This is a genomic window from Streptomyces sp. NPDC058052 (assembly GCF_042885515.1).
Lineage (GTDB): Bacteria > Actinomycetota > Actinomycetes > Streptomycetales > Streptomycetaceae > Streptomyces.
The window spans coordinates 58,488-76,473 of the sequence record NZ_JBHVRX010000013.1 but is presented as its reverse complement, the minus strand read 5'-3'; the positions used below and the strand labels follow the sequence as shown (position 1 = coordinate 76,473).

Sequence of the window (17,986 nt, the reverse complement as noted above, 5' to 3'; positions counted from 1 at the left end):
CCTCGCTGTTCACCGCCACTGCGCGGCGACTCGGCATATCCAGCAGTTCTGGAAGATCGGCGGCCAGGAAGTTGGTTTCAGCCGCCCCATTTCAGGCGCACGGGCTCGCGGGCGAGGGCGCTGCCGAGATTTGCGAGGGTGGCGGCAGCGAGTCGGGGCGGCGGAGCGGTCGAAGGGGGCGAGGCTGTTCGATTCCGCCGAGAGCTCTGAAAAGGGCGGAAGGTGCGTCTCTTCCGGCCTCGATTGTCAGTGGTGTCTGTCAGGGTATGCGCAATGCGTGGCGAGACGAGGGGCGGCGTAAGTGTTCCAGCGTGATGACTCTGGAGTCTCCGAGTCATTCGATCTTGATTCATTGACGGTGAGCGACCGCCTGCGACTGTTCAATTTCACGCAGCGCGATGATCCCGTCGTCTATCTGTGGGTGCTGCGGGCGATGAACGTGCTGCGGGCCGTACACCAGTTACAGGTTCACCCTGACGACGTGGCGAACGCGTTGAAGGAGCTCGCCGCAGAGCATGACGAGGTACCGTCCGCTGCGGATCTGAACCTGCGGGGCATGCTCGACAACCTCTCCTCGGACGACGAGCAGGTCCTCTATCGAGTGGAAGATCCGTTGCGGTGCGGCAACCTTGCTGCGTACCGGAACCGGCAGTCGGTCTACCAGTTCACGGAGATCGGCTACCGCGTCTACCGCGCGGTGGAGGAGGTCATCGGCTCCCGCGTGCAGGACGCGAACCTGTCGCGGCTGGTCTTCGCGGACATCCTGACGGACTTCAAGGCGCTGGCAGCAGCGAACCGGGAGGGCGACCGGGACGAGGTATACCGCAAGCTCGCACGCCTCGACAGCGTGCTGGAGGACATGACCCAGCGGGCGGCGCGCTTCTATCTGACCCTGAACGACGTGGCGCGCACGACGGATGTCTCTCCCGAGACGTTCCTGCGCTACAAGCACGCGCTGCTGGCACACATGAGTGAGTTCACAGCGGAACTGGAGCGCTACGCGCCACGCCTGGCCGAGGCCGTGTACGAAGTGGAAGACACCGGGGTCGAGACCCTGCTGGAGCGGGCCGCCGCAGTGGATGAGCGGCCCATGATGCGGCCGTCCGCACGACTGGAGGACTGGCGGCGGCGCTGGATCGGGCTGCGCCAATGGTTCTTGGCGGACGGCCCCGTGGAGACCAAGGCCGCCCATCTACAAGGCGCTACGCGCACGGCTATTTCGGGGGTCATCGCCCTGCTGCGGCAGGTGACGGAGTCACGTCGAGGAGGAGTGAGCCGGACCACCCAGCTCCGGCATCTTGCCGCCTGGGCAGCGGCAGCGCCGGATGAGCAGGCTGCGAACGCCCTTGTGTCCGCCGCCTTCGACCTGCGCTCGATACGTCATCTGTCGGGTGCCCACGACGACGATGACCAGATCTCGCCGCGGACGACGTGGTGGGATGCGCCTGGCGTGGAGGTCAGCATCAGCCTGTTCCGACATGGCAAGCGGCCGGCACCGGGTGGCCCGCAACCGGTCCGCACACGCCGTGGCGCCCATGCCCGGCTGCGTGAGCAGCAGTTGGCGGATCGGGCCGCGGACCGTGAGGCCGCGAAGGATCTTCTGGACCACGGGCCGCACGACCGGGTGCTGAACGAGGCGGAGACCCGTGCCGTGCTCAAGCTGCTGACCCGTGCCCTGCAGGTGCGAACGGTCGTCGCGGGCCGACTGCGTACCGGCACCGGCAGCAGCGACGTCCTGACGCTGCGCCTGGTCCCGAACGAGCGCGGCAGCCAGCTGCGGACCGAGACCGGCACGCTGCACCTGCCCGGCTTCGCCCTGGAGATCAAGCCCCATGGTGCGATGCGCCGACGCCGAACGAAGAAGTCCTGATGCCCGCCCATCGCGTAGCCGCCTCCGTGGAGACCGCAGACCTTGGCTCGTACCAGCAAGCGGCCCGGCTCATGCTGCTGCACGGAGTCGTCACCGAGAGCTACCCGCGGGCCAAGGCGCTTGCGCTGGTGCTGCAATGGGCCGACGAACTGGCCAAGGACTTCCGTGACCTGTTCGGCTACTCCCTGCAGACCAGTGCCCGCCACGCACGGCTGCTGCGGCGGCTGGACGCCTTCGACGCCAGCCAGGCGTTCCTCACGGTGAAGAGCAAGAGACCGTTCGACCGGCGGCGGCTGGCCTACCTCTGCCTGATCCTGGCATGCCTGCACAGGTCACGCATCGAGATCAACCTCGCCGATCTCGTCAAACTGCTCACGCCGTCCGCGAACGCGATCGAGCACTTGGGCTTCGATGCGACCGCACCAGGCCACAAGGACGCAGTCGTTGACGTGATGGACTGGCTCGTCGACCGGGGTGCGCTGCGGATCTCCGATGGCTCCATGGAGGACTGGGCCCGTGACCACGACCGCGGGGACGCGTTGTTCGACATCGACCACGACACCTGCGCGGCGCTTTTCCGGCCGAACAAACCGCTGCAGCACCTGGTCAGCGCTACTGGGCTGTTGGACACTCCGACCGCCGGCACCGGGCGCGACCCCCGTCGACGCTTTGCAGCCCAGCGAGCCCGTCGGCTGCTGATCGAGTACCCGGTGGTCTACTTCAGCGACACCGACGCGGAGACCGCGACAGCGCTGCGCCAGCCCACCCTGGCCGAGGACATCGCACGGCTGACCGGGTTGCCTGTCGAGCGCCGGGCCGAGGGGATCATGCTCGTCGACACCACAGGGCACTTTACGGACAAGCGGTTCCCCGGCCGCGGCGGAGCCGTCAACCGGACTGCCGGGCTGATACTCGCGAAGATCGCGGACCTGCGGGAAGACCCGGACCGGGCCAGCAGCCTTCACTACCTGCTGCCCACCACTCCAGAAGAGGAACACGCAGACCTGCTCAGCCGCATCGATATGGCCCTGCCGCAGGCGGGCATGCTCGAAGCCTTGGCCCACGACCCGCACGCGGACGCTGGCGAGCATGCGGCCGAGGCCGAGGCCGATCCGGACGCCCCGGAACATGAGGGGCAGACGGGCTTGCCCTTCGTGGAAGACGGCACGCTGGAGCAGATGATCACCGAGCTCTATGAAGAGTTCGGCCCCTCGTCCTTCACCAACAAGTGGCAGGCCGATCCCGGCGGGCTACTGACGGAGGCGGTCGCGCTCCTGGCGGACCTGCGCCTGGTCCACATCGTCCCCGGCGGGATTCTGGTCCGGCCCGCGGCCGGCCGCTACCGCAATATCACCGCCGTCCTACCGCGCCCCGCGCACGACGGCCAGTTCGCTCTTGACTTCCCCACTGAGGAAACCTCTCGATGACGCTCATCCCTCACTCCCGCACCGCTGACCAGTCAGAGGTCCGCTTCAAGCCCACCCGCGCCGGAGTGATCGGCCTATGGGACTACACCGACGAGGAGTTCGTCTTCGCCGACGGCCGCCTGGTCCTGCGCGGGCACAACGGTTCCGGCAAGACCAAGGCCCTGGAGGTTCTCTTCCCCCTGGTCCTGGACGGTGTCCTCGACGCGCGGCGTCTCGACCCGTTCAGCGGCGAGGAGCGCACCATGAAGTCGAACCTGCTCTACAAAGGGCAGGAGTCCGCATACGGCTACGTGTGGATGGAGTTCGCCCGCACCGCACCCGACGGTGAGGTCCTCGAAGCCGTCACCGTAGGGATCGGCATGCGGGTGACCAAGCCGATGTCCACGCCGGCCCGCTTCTTCTTCGTCACCGACGGCCGAGTCGGCATCGACTTCGGCCTGCTGGACGCCGCCTCGCGCCCGCTGCGAGAGAACGCCCTGAAGAAGCTCCTGGGTGAAGGAGCCACCTACGCTACGGCGGAGGCGTACCGGGAGGCGATCGATGACCGGCTGTTCGGGCTGGGCCGCGAGCGCTACAACCAGCTGGTCAACCTTCTACTCCAGCTGCGGCGCCCTCTGCTGGCCAAGGACCTCGACCCGGTCAAGGTGTCCGACACCCTCACCGCCGGCCTGCGCCCCGTCGACGAGGACCTCATCCTGCAGGCCGCCCGCGATTTCGAGAACCTCGCCGAAATCCAAGCGCTCCTCAACGCCCTGACGGGGGCGGACACCGCGGTCCGCACCTTCCTGCGCGAATACACCAGTTATCTGCGCGCCCATGCCCGTGACCGCGTGGACCATGTCACCGGGCGCATTCAGGACACAGCCGCCCAGTGCGAGACGATCATGGAGGCGGCGGAGGACCGCCGCACCGCCGAGCGGCAGCTGGCCTCCTCACAGCACGAGCGGGATACCGCCGAACGCCGGTGCAGAGAGCTCAGCGCGAGCCTGGCCGAGTACAAGAACCACGACGCCATCAAGAAGCAGGACGGTCTCAAGGAGCTGCGCGACCGCGTACGCAATGAGCGCCAGGGCATCGCCGAGAGCGGCCGCCACCTTAACCGGGCCCAGGAGGGCCTGACCGCCCTCAAAGGGGAGGCTGAGCGTGCTCTCCTGAGACACGATGAGCTGCGCAAGGCCGCTTCCCGGCACACCCACAGTCTCATGGACGCGGCGCACCGCTGCGGCATCCTGCACGACAACGACACACTGGATATCGGTGCCGATCTGGACACGGACGTTGCCGGCCGGGTTGCCGCGCGTCGCAGCGAAGTGGAGGACGTACGCGCCCACCTCAGCGCGTCCGAGAACGCCGCGAAAGACCAGGAGCGCGAGCAGGAGCACGCTGACGCGGCGAGCGGTGACCTTACCGAGACCGAGCGGCAATCCGCCGCAGCAGCTGAGAAGCTCGAGATCGCCCGCGCCACGGCCGGCCAGGAGCTGGAGGAGTTCATCAGCCGCTGGAGCAGCGGTGACGACACCGCGGTCTTGGTCGCCGCCGACGGTGACGTGCTGCGTACCGCCATCGCCGTGGCGGGGGAACCCGAAGCGGCCTCGCTGCCGGAGGAGTTCCGTTCCCTCACCGACCAGCGCCGGACCAGTGCTCTGACCCGCGTCGAGACCTTGAAGCGAGAGTGCAGCGACATCGCGGACGCTCTGCGAGCCAGGCGGGCAGAACGCGACACCGTAGCAGCGGAAGGCGACGACGCGCCCCCGCCCAGTGACCTGCGCCCCGCCAGCCGCGATGCGCGACCCGGTGCGCCGTTGTGGCAGCTTGTACGGTTCGCCGAGGACGTTCCCAACGATCACGCGGCTGCGGTGGAGGGCGCCCTGCACGCGGCCGGCCTGCTCACCGCCTGGCTGCACCCCGACCCTTCGCTGACCGCCCAGGCACTGCACGACAAGGTCGCCGACGCCTATCTGCGCCCCCTGCCTCCCGGGCAGCGGCCGACCGGACGCACCCTGGCCGACGTACTGGTCGTCGAAGATCAGCAGCTCGTCACCGCCGCGGCCGTACAGGCCGTCCTGGCATCCATCGCCGTAACGGACGACGTCCCTGCGACGGACGGCGCGCTGCGCGCTCCTGCGGTCACGACCGGCTCGCACTTCTGCCTCGGCATCCAGGTTGGTGCGCATCCCAAGGGTCAGCCGGAGTACATCGGGGCCACCGCACGAGCCGCCCGCCGACGCGAACGGCTGCGTCTGCTCGAAGAATCCATCACCGTCCTGGAAGCTCAGCTCGCCGGCATCGAGGAGCAGCAGAGGTACGCGCAGGAAGCATTCGACGACTTCGACCGCGCCCGGCATGAGCTCCCGCGCACCCAACCGATCATCCAGGCGGTGGGTCAAGTGGCGGTGGTGGCGGAGAAGGCCGCCAGCGCCCGCCGGCGCCTCACCGAAGCCCGCAAGCGGCTCGACGGGGCGATTGCGCGCACCCATGAGAAGAACCGGCAGCTTCGGCATGCTGCCACGGCCGCACGGCTGCCCACGCTTCGTGAGGAACTGGACAACGTCGCGCAGGCCATCGACGACTTCGCCGACGCCGGCAAGGCGCTCTCCACCTGTCGCGAGCAGGCCGATGCGGCCGAGCGCGACATCGCCGGCCGCAAGGAGATCATCGAAACGCAGACCGAGTCCTGCTCAGAACAGGCTGAGGCTCTACAGGCCCGTAGGGATGAGTTCGCCGTCCAGGAGGAACGTCTGCGTACCCAGGAAGCGACGCTCGAAGCCCCTCTGCAAGAGATTCTGCAGCAGATCGCGGACGCGGAGGAGCAGCTCACCGCGGCTCAGAAGACGTACGACCGCGCGAAGAAGGACGCGGAGGAGCATCGAGACCGGCTTTTGAAGGCTGACCACGCCCTGGAGTTCGGCCGTACATCACTCGCCACGGCCGTGGCGGAGCAGGTGAGCACCACGCTCACGCTGGAGCCCTATGCCCGGCCCGATCTCCTCGGCCTCCTCGAAGCGAACGCCGAGACCGTCTGGCTGCCGCACGACATGTGGCCGAGCCCCGAGCAGGCAGTCCAGGCCCTCATGGACAGCCTCACCTCGCCCGACACTTCCCTCACGGGCGTGGAGGCCGCCCAGAACGTCGTCCCCGCATCTGTCGCTTCCTTGATCAACACGCTCGACGAGGCGACCCGAGGCCGGCCGATCACCGCGACCCTCCTGAAGACGGTCACGTCCAAGATCTCTACCGCGATCACCACGCTGGAAGCAGCCCTGCTGGAGTCCGATCAGGGCTACCTCTTCGAGTGGGAGCCGGCCGGCGACATCATCCTGGCCCGGGTCACCGACAGCGAAGGACCCGCCCCCGTAGCGGACTTCGCCCGCCGCCTGGCCGAACAGCTCGCCGATCAGAGCGTGCTGCTGGAAGACAAGGAACGGACCGTCCTGGAAGACGGGCTCCTGACCGGGCTGGCCGAGCAGATCCACGATCGCACCGTCGCCGCCCGCGACCTGGTCAAGAGCATGGACGCCGACACCCGCTCCAAGCCGATGTCCTCCGGTACGACCGTGGGCATCAACTGGATCACCTCCGACGCGCTCACCGACTCCCAGCAGGCCGTCAACAAGCTGCTCGACAAAGACGCCTCCGGTCTCGGCCCGGCCGGCCTGGCCGAGCTCCGCTCCCACCTGCGCAGTCAGATCCGCTCGAGGGCTGCTGCCGACAAGAAGAGGAGCTACCAGCAGGTGATCGCGGAGGTCCTGGACTATCGCGCCTGGCGCAAGTTCGAACTCCGGCTGTTCCGGCCGGGCATGAGCGAGGAGGAGCGGAAGAAGGGAGAACTGCTCACCAAGGCCAAGCACAGCGTGATGTCCGGCGGCGAGAAGTCCGCCTCCATCCACCTGCCGCTCTTCGCAGCCGCCCACGCGCAGTACAGCTCCGCATACCCCACCTGCCCGCGGCTGATCGCCCTCGACGAGGCTTTCGCCGGCATCGACGAGAAGTACCGCCCCGACCTGCTCGCCCTCACGGCCAAGTTCGACCTCGACCTCTTCATGACGGGTTACGACCTGTGGATCACCTACCCTGACGTACCGCAGATCTCCCACTACGACATGAAGCACGACGAGGCGTCGCACACCGTCTCCGCCATGCTGCTGGTCTGGGACGGCGAACAGATCCTCGATGACCTCGAGTACCCCGGATCCGACGATCTTGCCGCCGAACTCCTTGGCTTCACGCCCCGCCGGCACGTTCCCGCGGGGGCAGGACTGCTCACGGACATCTCCGAGGACGAGCCGATGAACGACAAAGTCGAGGAGACAGAATGACCGGGTCGACAGAGGCATACGAGCGCTACCGGGCCCCCGAGTTCCGCCGGCTCCTGGCTGCTGCCCGGCGCTCGCTCGAGCGCAACGGCGGCGAGGTCAAGGGCTCCATCGGCCTGGCCAACCCGACCTCGGCCGAACGCACCGCCGTCATCGGCATCACCGGTACGTACCGGTCAGCCGATGTCCGCCGCATCACCATCCCCCTCGGAGCATTGGAGGAGAGCGTCCGCAACGTCACGGGCATTTCGCTCCGCGACGTCCTGGAACGGATCGGCCCCGAGCTGCGTTTTCGGGCCGATGAGCGGACCGTACTCGATCAGGCCCGGCAGAGGATCGTTGCTGAGGGCGAGGCCAGCCCGCTGCATGCCGAGCATGCCTGGTACCGGCAGTGGCTGGCCGGCCTCGCATCCGACGGCACGATCACCGCACTGATCAATAAGAAGGACACCCACCTCTTCAGGCAGGCCGTCCGCGTCCTGGAACACCTCTACAACCGGCCAAGCGACGCTCCACCGATCATGCTGCCCGTCTTGGCCGACGCCACCACAGGAGACACCAAGGCCCTCAACCCCGGCCGCGGCTCTCTGCCGACACTGGTCCTGCGGGCCTTGGCCATGGCACGCGGAGTCCCACTCGGATCAGGGGCCGAAAGTCGGCGCGATTTGTGGGATGCCTTCGACGTCATCGTCGACGACCTGGCCAGCCGTGTCCTCGTCCTGAACCTCCCTGCGACCGGCCAGGGGCTGGGCCAGTGGCTCACCGACGCCGCCCACTACGGCACTCCATTCCACATCACCCTCCACCAGCTCATCACCCTTCCGATCGCCGTGAACCTGCCAACGGTGTACGTCTGCGAGAATCCGGCCGTGCTCCGCCGCGCCGCTGGTGAGCTCGGCGCCAGCAGCCCGCCGCTGATCTGCACCGAGGGACGCCCCTCGACCGCCTTTCACCGGCTGGCGCGGTTGGTCGTCGAAGCCGGTGGCACCTTGCTCTACCACGGGGACTTCGACTAGCCCGGCATCGACATGACGAATCAGCTCCGTATCCGCTATCACGCCAAACCCTGGCGAATGAGTGCTGCGGACTACCTCAGCGGTGTTCGCGCCGACAGCGATCATGTCCAGCTGAGCGGAAGGCGGCAGGACACCTGCTGGGAGCCAGAGCTCGCAGAGGTCATGGAAAGGGAGGACCGTGCTGTCTACGAGGAGGCGGTCGCCGACACACTCCTGGCCGATTGGTCATATGAGTCACGGATAAGATCCAGCGAGGCACAAGAGGTAGCCCGTGACGCTGATAACCTCAGCGTTGTTGACGTGTGACGCATCGCGTCCGGCGCATTCGCCTTCCTCTGCCCGGTCGCGGAACGGGGGGTGATGGTGTTCGAGCCGCTGCGGGAGAACGACCCCCGAGAAATCGCGGGCTTCCGACTGACCCAGCGTCTCGGCCAGGGCGCCATGGGCGTCGTTTACCTCGGATACCGCAGCCCCCGCCCCGTGGCGATCAAGGTCATCAAGCCGGCGCTGGCAGACCAGCCGTACTTCCGTCAGCGGTTCGCCCAGGAGCTGGAGGCGATCCGGCGTGTCGGTGGATTCCACACCGCGGCGCTCGTGGACGCTGACCCGGACGCGGAGCAGCCCTGGATCGCCACCGAGTACGTCCACGCGCCCTCGCTCGATGTACTGCTGAACCAGCATGGCGCCGTGAGTGAGCTCGGGGCGTGGTGGCTGGCCGCAAGTCTGTCCGATGCTCTGATTCACATTCACTCTGTCCGGCTTCTCCACCGCGACCTGAAGCCCAGCAACGTGCTGGTCACCACACAGGGCACTCGTGTGATCGACTTCGGCGTCTGCCATGTCGGAGGTGCGACCGGCCTCACATCCGGCGACGTGCCGGTCGGCACCCTGGTGTACATGGCGCCGGAGCAGGCCATGGACTCCCGCAAGGCGAGCGAAGCCGCGGACGTGTACAGCCTGGGCGCGACGCTCGTGCATGCGGCGACTGGGCACCCCCCGTTTTACGCCGATATTCCAGTACAGCGGATACTGGACGTTCCTCCCGATCTCTCGGGCCTGCCCGAGAGCTTGCGAGGACTGATTGTCAGTGCCTTGTCCTACTCTCCGGAGGACCGGCCGACCGCCCACAGTGTGCTGGAGGCAGCCATGGACCGGCTGCTCGAGCACGCCGTGCCGATCAGTGGTCCGCTTTACCCGCCGCTGCCTGGCGCGTTCCTCACGGACGTCCTGCAGCTGGAAGGTGCGCCTCCGGTGCCGCCGGATCCTCCTAAGTCAGTGTCGGCTCCGGAGGGTCTTGCGGGTCCGGAGCTCGGGGACGAGGTATCGCCCGCGGAACCTGCCGTCGCCGGCGCATCCAGTGGCGGGGGCGCCCCCTGGGCTGACCGTTGGCGCGGAAAAATCCGCGACCGGCGATCTGACTTCGGCGGCTGATTCCGCCGGGTGCACAGCGGGATAGGTAGTAGAGCACGACAAGGCAATAGACAGTGATCGAAAGAGGGAACCCGGTGACCAGCTCCGCAGGCACAGCCAAATTCGCCGCGGGCATGCAGGTCCGTGCACGGGACGAGGACTGGCTGGTCGTCGAGGTGTCCGAGACCTCGCACGACGGCACGCGCCTGGACGTCCGCGGCATCTCCCCACTCGTGCGAGACCAGCGAGCTGTCTTCTTCGCCCACGAATCCCTGGATCGGGTCACCCCTCTGCGGCCCGAGGACACGGACCTCGTCGTCGACGACTCCCCGGAGTGCCGCCGCTCCCGGCTTTTCATCGACGCATTGATCCGCAAGACCCCGCTTCCACTGTCCGAACAACGGCTCGCCACCGTCGGCACACACCTCCTCGACGACCTCGCCTACCAGCGCGAGCCCGCCAGAGCGGCCCTGCGCGGTCTGCGCCCGAGGTTGCTCATCGCCGACGCAGTCGGACTGGGCAAGACCCTGGAGATCGGGCTGCTGCTGTCGGAGCTCGTCCGCCGGGGCAGGGGCGAGCGCATCCTCGTCGTCACGCCCAAGCACATCCTGGAGCAGTTCCAGCACGAGCTGTGGACGCGTTTCGCGATCCCCCTCGTACGCCTGGACTCGACCGGCATCGAGCGCATCCGCCAGAACATCCCGGCCGGCCGCAACCCTTTCTCGTACTACAAGCGCGCGATCATCTCCATCGACACCCTGCGCTCTGACCGCTGGCGCAGCCACCTCATGCAGGTCGCCTGGGACGCCGTCGTCATCGACGAGTCACACAAGCTGATCAACACCGGGACCAAGAACAACCGGCTCGCGGGGCTGCTCGCCCCGAGGACCGACGCCCTGATCCTGGCCAGCGCCACACCCCACAACGGTCAGCGCGAGTCGTTCGGTGAGCTGCTGAGCCTGCTCGACCCGACCGCCATCCCCGACACCAGCGACTACGACGAGACGCAGCTCGACCACCTGTACGTCCGCAGGCACAAGATGTCCCCCGACGTCTCGGCGGAGATCGGCCACAAGTGGGCCACCCGCAAGCCGCCCGTGGCCTTCGACTGCGTTGCGAACCCCGTCGAACAAAAGATTTTCGAAGAGCTATACGACGTCTGGATCAGGCCGGAAGCGGGCCAGTCGGCTCCGGTGAGCGGCAAGGGCGCCAGGCTGTTCCCATATACGCTCCTGAAAGCCTTCCTCTCCTCGCACAAGGCGTTGGCCGAGACGGTGAAGAACCGGATCGAGCGCATCGACGAGGACGCACAGAAACACCCGGAAAAGGGTGCGCAGCGCGCCGCAGAGCGATCGGCGCTGACGCGGCTGGGCCAGCTCGCCGGCGAGGCCACAGTGGAGGACGCGGCGAAGTTCCGCCGCCTGGTCGACGAGCTGAAGGGCATGGGGATCGGGCCGGGGTCCGAACAGCGCGTTGTCGTCTTCTCCGAGCGCCGGGCCACCTTGCAGATGCTCCATGAGACCCTGCCCGGTGAACTCGGCTTCGAGGTGAGCGACGAGAAGGGGCGCGGGGCTATCCGCCAGCTGCACGGCGGCCGGCCCGATGACGAGCAGCAGCGGACCGTGAAGGACTTCGGCCTGGCGGACAGCGAGCTGCGAGTCCTGCTCACGGGTGACATCGCTTCTGAGGGCGTCAACCTGCACCGCCAGTGCCACCAGATGATCCACTACGACTTGCCCTGGTCGCTGATCACCATCGAGCAGCGCAACGGCCGTATCGACCGGTACGGCCAGCAGATGTCCCCAGAGGTCCGAGCCTTGCTTCTGGTCCGCCAGGACGAGGACCCCGACGTGCCCTCCGCCGACCGACTGGTCTCGCGGCGGCTGCTGGAGCGCGAGGACGAGGTCCACCGCACGCTCGGTGAGGCCGCCTCCATCCTCGGGCTGCGCGACGAGGAGGCGGAGGAGACCGCGATCAAGTCGGGACTCGCGGACGGGAGGATGTTCGACGAGATCGTCCCCGCACAGCCGATCGACCCCTTCAACCTCTTCATGGCGCACCACACCGTCGACGGGTCGGGGGCCCATTACCGCGTACCGCAGCTGTTCGCCTCGACACGAGCCTTCGTCGAGGAGGCGCTCGACGAGGTCTACGGCAACCCCGAGGAGAAGATCGGGAAGGCGTGGGACAAGGACCATCCCGAGATGCTCTCCTTCGCCCCGGACCGCGAACTACAGCGACGCCTCCTCGTCCTTCCGCAGACCTACCTGGACGAGCGCGGAGTGCTCGACAAGCTCAGGGTCACCTTCGACCCCGGTTTCGCTCAGCAGCGCCTGGACCGCGCCCGCGAGCGCAGCGGCGAGAGGACCAAGGGCGCGATCACGAAGCAGGAGCGGCGCGAAACGTCCGGCTGGCCCGACGTCAGCTACCTCACCGACCAGCACCCGGTGGTGGAGTGGCTCACCGACAAGGTCCTGGTCCGGCTCACCCGCAACGCCGCGCCCGTCATCACGGCCAACGTCCCCGGGCCGGTGTTCCTGATGCAGGGCATGTACTCCAACGCCAAGGGCCACCCGACGGTCCTCGCCTGGTCCTGCGTGACCGGACTGGAGCACGGCAGCCCCGTGTTCGATGACGATCTGGTCGGTGTCCTGGAGCGGGCCGGCGTGAAGCCGAAGATGCTGAACCGGCCCTTCGCCGGGGACATCGATGCCCTGCGTGCCCTGGTGCCACAGGCGGTCGAGGCCACACGGCAGCACCTACTCACCCTGCGTAGCACCCAGGAAGAACCGCTGATCGAGCAGCTGGCTGAGTACGAGAAGCGCCTGGCAGCCTGGCGCAAGGCGAGCCAGTCGACGTTCGAGCAGCTCACCCTCGGCATCCGACGCGAGCATGAGGAACAGCGGGTGGAGACCACCGCAATAGAGGTCGAGCAGCTGATCGAGCAGCTCGCCACCCAGGGCGACTCGATGATCCGCCTGGTCGGGGTCCTCGTCCCCGCCGCCACAACCAGTGAACAGAAGGGTGCGTGACCACCGTGGCATTCGAAGCGATCATCAACCGCGGTGAGTACATCTCCGCCCACTACCTCGCCGAGCTCCTCGCCAAGGATCTCTCTGACCTGCGCAAACGCTGGACTGTGGCGGACCGGACCGGAACGCCCACGTCCCGGTCTGGCATCAAGAACCTGGGCCGCGACTACTTCAAGGCCAAGGTCCGCATCACCGAGACGGACGACTTCGGCGGATCCGAGCTGCGCAAGCTCAACGACGCTCTGCTCGCCGCGCTCGCGTACGTCCCTCGTGGAGACGAGCCGCCAGAGCGCGAGGACGACACCCACACCAGGGTCCGGCGGGGCGTCTTCGAGGTAATGCACAGCGACAAGCCCCGCGAAGTCCCCGTCGCCTTCGCAGTGAAGGGGCCTGGGGGTGTCGAGCTGATCGCGCTGGACGTCACCTGGAGCACAGACGCTGAACTCGTCGCCTCCGAAATCGAAGATGGCGGCGCGCAGCTGCTCGCCCCCATCGCCCTGGACGGCAGAAACGAGATCACCGGCGCGGCGGACGCCGTTACCTTCCTCTTCGGCAGCGAGGACGCCTACGCGCCCAGGTTCGTACTCCTGCTCGCCGGCGGTGCCGTGCTGCTCGCCGACCGCACTGCATGGCACGAGGGCCGCTTCCTGGGCGTCAGCATCGACGCCGCGCTCGACCGCAACCTGGCCGCCGACGGCGGCGAACTGGAAGCCGTCTCAGCCCTGTTCGGTGCGGAGTCCCTGCTGACGGCAGGCGGAGCCGCCGGGTTCCTGGACAGTCTCGTCGACAAGGGCCGCAAGCACGCCGTCGGCGTCTCCAAGGAGCTACGGGAGGGACTGCGACAGTCCGTCGAATTGATCGCCCAGGAGATCCTGGACCGCATCCACGACCAGGACGCCGACCCCGCTGAACTCGGCGGCAGCACTGAACTCGCCAACCGGCTCACCCGGGAATCGCTGCGGTACCTGTATCGCATCCTCTTCCTGTTGTACGCAGAAGCCCGACCGGAGCTGGGCATTCTGCCCAGCAAGGACGACGCCTACCAAGACGGTTACGGGCTTAGCCGACTCGGTGAACTCGTCTCGTACGACCTTCCGGACGAGGCTCAAGACGGCTTCCACTTCCACGAGTCGCTGGATTTGCTGTTCCGCCTCGTCGACCAGGGGCACCGCGCACTGGAAGAGAAGAATCAGAACAACATCGGACTGGACACGGATGGCATCCGCTTCGAGTCCCTGCGCAGTGACCTGTTCCACACGAATGCCACGCCGCTGATCGGATCGGTACGCATCGACGGCCAGCGCGTTGACACCCGACTGCGCAACAAGGTGCTGTGGCGGGTGCTGAACCGCCTCATGCTCAGCCACGGCGCCGGCAAGGGCTTCATCTCCTACGCCCAGCTCGGCATCAACCAACTCGGCGCGGTGTACGAGGGCCTGATGTCGTACACCGGCTTCTTCGCTGCCGAGGACCTGTACGAGGTAGCCAAGCCTGAATCGGAAGGGCTGGCCGGCACCTGGATCGTCCCCCAGCGCGAAGCCGACAGCTACGAAGACGAGGTCTTCGTCAAGCGCCCCGACGAGATCACGGGCGTACCCAGGCGGGTCGAGCACAAGAAGGGCTCCTTCGTCTACCGCCTCTCAGGTCGCGAGCGACAGCGCTCCGCCTCGTACTACACCCCCGAGGTGCTCACTCGTAGCACGGTCATGCACGCGCTGGCCGAGCTGCTCGACCAGGATGGCAAGACCACTAGGGCTCGCGACATCCTCGACCTGGTGGTGTGCGAGCCGGCCCTCGGTTCGGGAGCGTTCCTCAACGAGGCCATCAACCAGCTCGCCGCCGAGTATCTGCGCCGCCGTATGAGTGAGCTCTCGGTAGAGCGCGGCCAAGACATGCAGCTGCCGCCGGACCAGTACGAGGCAGAGCTGCAGAAGGTCAAGGCGTACCTGGCCCTCCACAACTGCTACGGCGTAGACCTCAACCACACCGCAGTCGAGCTGGCCGAGGTGTCGCTGTGGCTGAACGCGATGCACGAGGGCCTCAAGGCCCCCTGGTTCGGCCTCCACCTGCGCCGCGGGAACTCCCTTATCGGCGCACGCCGCGCGGTGTACCCGGCCGAGATGCTGAAGAAGAAGGCGTGGCTGGCCGCAGCCCCAGTCGACCGCCCGTTGAGGGAAGGCGCGGATGAAGGTGCCTTCAGGGACGGCGAGGAGATCCATCATTTCTTGCTCCCGGCAAAGGGATGGGGAGCGGTCACCGACTCAGACGAGGCTAAGGAACTGGCCAAGGAGGACCGGGATCAGCTTGCCGAGTGGCGTAAGCGAGCTGCCTCCACCCTGAGTGTCGCCCAGGGCAAACGGCTGCTTGCCCTGGCCACCAGGGTCGAGCGTCTCTGGGAGCTGGCCAGGCGGCGGCTTGTCATCTCCGAGAGAGAGATTCGCCGTGACATCGCCGTTTGGGAGGTGGAGCCGGACCGGCCATTGCCCCGATCATCAGAGGCCGTCTCACGGGAGCGGATCGAGGCAGCCCTCAAGGAGCCTGGCGCCCCACTGGGCCGACTGAAGCTGGTCATGGACGCCTGGTGCGCTCTCTGGTTCTGGCCAGTGGGCCAGCGCGACACACCTGAGCCCCCGGACCTGGGCGAATGGCTGGAGTTCTGCGAGGCCGTCCTAGGTGTGCCGCCAGCTAAAGCGAAGGCCGCCAAGGCAAAGGGGATCAAGAAGGCGAGCACCGCAGGACACGACGACCTCTTCGGCCTCTTCGGTGACACCGGCGACTTCGACCAACTTGCCGTGGACGACTCCAACGACCGGCTAATGAGCCAGTGCGCCGAGATGCCCGTAATTGCCCTGCGCTTCCCTTGGCTGAGCGAAGTCGATGCGATCAGCACCCGGGAGGGTTTCTTCCACTGGGAACTGGAGTTCGCTCACGTCTTTTTCCAGGGCGGATTCGACCTACAGGTGGGGAACCCGCCTTGGCTCAAGTCCGAGTGGAAGGATCACCTCGCGGTAGCGGAGCACGACGCCTGGTTCGGTCTTGAGAAGCAGGCGTCCGAAGAGGTCAAGGCCGAGAGGCGGGCGACGGCGCTAACCGAACCCGAGGCCCTGCGGGCATATCTCGCCGACGTCTCCTCCTGGGTCGGTAGCGACACGCACCTGGGCTCGGCAGTCGATCACCCAGTGCTCGCCGGAATGCAGACCAACCTGTACTTGAACTTCATGGAGCGGTCTTGGCGCAACCTGAGCGCCACTGGAACAGCGGCCCTGATCCACGAGGAAAACCATTTCTCGGTGCCCCGAGGCGGGATCTTCCGTGCCGCCACCTACGCCAGGCTCAGGCGGCACTTCCAGTACGGCAACAACATCCTGCTCTTCGAAGACGTCGACAACAACAAGCCCTTCGGGGTTAGCGTCTACGGCCCGCCACGCGAGATCGGCTTCCTCCAGATCGCCCGCGCCGTGCACCCCTCCACGGTGGATGGGTCCTTCACCCACAGTGGTGAAGGGCCTCTGCCTGGAATCCAGTTCCCCGAGGGTGGCTGGGATCTGCGCCCGCATCGCCACCGCATCGTCCAGGTGGACCGGGAGGTTCTCGCCAGCTGGGCCGCCGTCATCGATGAGCCAGGTACCCCGGCCGAGTGGGCCCGGGTGCTGCGGGCAGTAACAGTGGACGACAACCAAGCACTTCGCATCCTCGCAGCCTTCCCCGAGCGACTTCACGATCACCATTACTGGTGGTCTCGTGATCTTGACGAGAAGGGCGCTAAGGAGAAGGGGATCATTGAGCGGCGAACCACCATCCCAGAGTCTTGGGACGAGGCCGTGATCCAGGGCCCGCATTTCTCAGTCGCCACTCCCTTCGCGAAGCAGCCAAATCCTGGCTGCAAGTCCAACAAGGACTACACCTACTGGGATCTGACGGAGCTCCCCGAAGCAGTGGTGCCGCGCACCAACTACGCACGAGCGTGCTCAAAGGAAGACTTCGCAGCGGCGCGACGGTCTTGGGATGGGGTGTCATCGGGCGAATTCTTCAGGATCATGTGGCGTCGAATGATCACGTCGAATACTGAGCGCTCGCTTCAACCCGCCCTCATGGTGCCCGGACCGACACACGTCGATTCAGTCCCTACGCTTGCGCTTTCATCGAACAGAGACACCGGGATCGTCGCTGGCCTCTGGTCTTCTCTTGCCTTCGACTACTTGGTCAAAGTTTCCGGTAGTTCCAAGGTCAATATCGAGCTAGCACGGAGCTTCCCTAGCCCACTTTCTCATCCACTTACCACTCCCCTCCTCCTTCGTACCCTGCGTCTCAACTGCCTCACCCGTGAGTACGCCCCCCTGTGGGAGGAACTCTTCGAGTCGGCCTGGGAGAGGGACCGGTGGACCGATACCACCTCCGCTCGCCCCGCGTTGCATGAGGTCGTTGCGGCTTGGTCCATGACCACCCCGCTGCGCACCGAGTACGACCGGCGGATGGCACTCGTGGAGATCGACGCCCTGGCGGCGGTGATGCTTGGGCTGAGCGCTGAGCAGCTGTGCGCGATGTATCGCTCGCAGTTCGCCGTGCTGCGCAAGTACGAATGGGAAGCGTTCTACGCCTCCGATGGCCACAAGATCGGTGCGGCCACCCACAACGTAGGAGTCCGGCAGACCCCCGAGGAAACGGCCTACGTCAAGGCGTGGGTCAAAGCCGCCCGCGCCGGCGACCCGACGCCCGAAGTCCCCGAGGGCTGGGTGAAGCCCGACCGTGAGGCCGAGATGACCCGGGCCCATGCGGACTTCACCGCGCGACTGCTTGCTGGCGAGTACGGCGACTACGCCACGTACGCCGCCGAGCACGGGGATCACGGCAACCTCCTCGGCTCGGCCCAAGCCGATCAGGCCCTCGCCGACGTCCCGGCAGAAAGCAGGTAAGACGC

6 protein-coding genes and 1 pseudogene are annotated in these 17,986 nt (G+C 66.8%); all 7 read left to right on the top strand.

What is annotated here, in order from left to right:
* The first annotated feature begins 358 nt into the window (after positions 1 to 358).
* Positions 359 to 1,870 carry a TIGR02677 family protein gene (locus ACFVU3_RS19585; protein ID WP_390067682.1) on the top strand — a complete coding sequence of 504 codons (1,512 nt, stop codon included), beginning with the start codon at positions 359 to 361 and terminating at the stop codon, positions 1,868 to 1,870.
* Positions 1,870 to 3,297: a DUF2398 family protein gene (locus tag ACFVU3_RS19580; protein WP_390067680.1), complete on the top strand. Its 1,428-nt coding sequence runs from the start codon at positions 1,870 to 1,872 to the stop codon at positions 3,295 to 3,297. The genes ACFVU3_RS19585 and ACFVU3_RS19580 overlap by 1 nt, the downstream gene beginning before the upstream one ends.
* Positions 3,294 to 7,613 carry a TIGR02680 family protein gene (locus ACFVU3_RS19575; protein WP_390067678.1) on the top strand — a complete coding sequence of 1,440 codons (4,320 nt, stop codon included), beginning with the start codon at positions 3,294 to 3,296 and terminating at the stop codon, positions 7,611 to 7,613. Before ACFVU3_RS19580 ends, ACFVU3_RS19575 begins: the two co-directional genes overlap by 4 nt.
* A pseudogene (locus ACFVU3_RS19570) lies at positions 7,610 to 8,932 on the top strand (TIGR02679 family protein). Before ACFVU3_RS19575 ends, ACFVU3_RS19570 begins: the two are co-directional and overlap by 4 nt.
* A gap of 54 nt (positions 8,933 to 8,986) precedes the next feature.
* Positions 8,987 to 10,057: a serine/threonine-protein kinase gene (locus tag ACFVU3_RS19565; protein ID WP_390067844.1), complete on the top strand. Its 1,071-nt coding sequence runs from the start codon at positions 8,987 to 8,989 to the stop codon at positions 10,055 to 10,057.
* Between the two features lie 74 nt (positions 10,058 to 10,131).
* Positions 10,132 to 13,068: a helicase-related protein gene (locus ACFVU3_RS19560; protein ID WP_390067677.1), complete on the top strand. Its 2,937-nt coding sequence runs from the start codon at positions 10,132 to 10,134 to the stop codon at positions 13,066 to 13,068.
* A complete protein-coding gene (locus tag ACFVU3_RS19555) occupies positions 13,065 to 17,981 on the top strand; it encodes an Eco57I restriction-modification methylase domain-containing protein (protein ID WP_390067675.1) in 4,917 nt (1,638 codons plus the stop codon). Before ACFVU3_RS19560 ends, ACFVU3_RS19555 begins: the two co-directional genes overlap by 4 nt.
* Positions 17,982 to 17,986: the final 5 nt, after the last annotated feature.